This window comes from Algibacter sp., assembly GCF_049667265.1.
In the GTDB taxonomy this organism is placed as follows: domain Bacteria; phylum Bacteroidota; class Bacteroidia; order Flavobacteriales; family Flavobacteriaceae; genus Algibacter_B.
Map to the genome: position 1 here is coordinate 1 of NZ_JBATHX010000478.1, position 1,898 is coordinate 1,898.

A 1,898-nucleotide genomic window follows, 5' to 3' on the forward strand; every position below is an offset into this window, starting at 1 on the left:
CTAATTCCTTTTATCTTTTTATAATTCCTTATCGCTTTACTATCGGACAGTAAAGACACGTAATAACACACACTTGACAGGCGGTTGTACAGGCTAGAATTGTTAGTTTGTATGGTTTTTGGCAAGCCTTTAATTATGAGTTTATCGTAATTGGATGCGGTGTTGTTAAAGCTGTTATTAACTGCGATTGTATAGGTTTTTAATAAGGTATTTAAAACGCCGTAGCCAGCAATTTCTTTATCGACCACCTCGGTAGATTGGTATATGTTTTCGACACTTATTTTTATAACATCTTTTATTTGCGCGTCGTACTTGCTTTTATCGAGTATGGCACAATCGAAATTGCCGTTTAAAATAGCATCTTCGTATTTCATAAAAATATCGACTGCATCATTAATAAGTGAGCCGATAGCTAGCGCACGCAAATACCCAACGCGGTCTTCTTTGGTGGAAAGCGCATAATAATTTTCGGGTTTTATGTTGTCTCTGATAATTTTTGACAGATATTCGAGTGCAAATTCTTCTTGTATGAGACCGAGATTGATTCCGTCTTCAAAATCGATTATGGTGTAACAAATATCATCAGCGGCTTCTACCAAATAGGCTAACGGATGGCGCGAATAACTTATATCTGTGTTACTTCTGCTGGCTAATCCTAACTCGGTTGCAACATCTTGAAAGGCGTCTTTTTCAGATTGGAAAAAGCCATATTTTTTATCGGCAATATGATTTGTTGGTTTTTTTGGAAGCGACTCTTTTGGGTATTTCATAAATGCACCAAGTGTGGCATAACTTAACCGCAATCCGCCGTGGCGCCCTGCTCTGCTTTCGGTTAATATTTTGAATCCGTTGGCGTTGCCTTCAAAATCGCATAAATCTTGATATTCTTTATCTGTTAATTGACTTTTAAAAGCTTTGCCTTCTCCGGTTTTAAAAAATTCGCCAATAGCCTTTTCTCCTGAATGCCCAAAAGGTGGATTGCCAATATCGTGCGCCAATGCTGCTGCGGCAACTATGGCCCCAAAATCGTTGGCTTGATACCCAAGCGTGCTTTGTAAATGCGGGTGCTTTTCTAATAATTTTTGACCCACACGTCTACCAAGTGAACGCCCAACAACACTAACCTCCAAACTGTGTGTTAAGCGCGTGTGTACAAAATCGGTTTCGGATAATGGGATAACTTGGGTTTTATCTTGAAGGCTTCTAAACTCTGATGAAAAGATAACGCGGTCATAATCTACCTCGAACCCTAAACGGGTTTCGTCTTGTTCTTTTCGAATGCGTTTATTGGTGTCGCCAAAGCGTTTTAAGGATAAGAGTTGTTCCCAGTTCATTGTGATGTTTTAAGTTCTGGCAAGATAATAAATTCGATAAAAATTGTACGTGAAAATCACTTAACATTAAGATAACCTTTTAATCATGGTTCTTTAATGATTTGGTAACACAATTTTAGGTATCTGAGTGTATGTTTGCAGCGTCATTAAGAATAACACATGAAAAAAATAACCTATTTAGCTTTCTTTTTAATTTCAACCTTTTCCTTTGCACAAAATGGAGGTTCAATAAGCGGTAACTTATTAGATTATGAATCACATAATGAACCATTAATGTTTGCTAAGGTTTTAATTAAAGAAACTGGTGCCCACGTTTTATCGGATGAAAAAGGGTATTTCAAGTTTGAAAACTTAAATAATGGTGAATATACTTTGATATGTAGCTTTGTTGGTTACCAAACGAAGGAATCAAAAATTACAGTAGCATCTGATACAAACCATATCAAACTAGTACTTGAAGCTAGCACAATCTCCATAGAAGATTTAGTTTCTACAATGGCTAGTGTTGATAATAGCAACTTGTCTACAACAAATAATTGAGTTAGTTTAGTTTATTGTTTAGTT

Annotated in this window: 2 protein-coding genes; one reads left to right on the plus strand and one right to left on the minus strand. The window is 36.5% G+C overall.

The window, feature by feature from the left end; genetic code table 11:
• A partial coding sequence (gene dgt, locus WBN21_RS16410) for a dGTP triphosphohydrolase (RefSeq protein WP_424202191.1) occupies positions 1 to 1,334 on the minus strand: 1,334 nt, incomplete at its 3' end.
• A 159-nt stretch (positions 1,335 to 1,493) separates the two neighbouring features.
• On the opposite strand from dgt, the gene WBN21_RS16415 reads away from it, so the two are divergent.
• Positions 1,494 to 1,874 carry a carboxypeptidase-like regulatory domain-containing protein gene (locus WBN21_RS16415; protein WP_424202193.1) on the plus strand — a complete coding sequence of 127 codons (381 nt, stop codon included), beginning with the start codon at positions 1,494 to 1,496 and terminating at the stop codon, positions 1,872 to 1,874.
• Positions 1,875 to 1,898 lie beyond the last annotated feature (24 nt).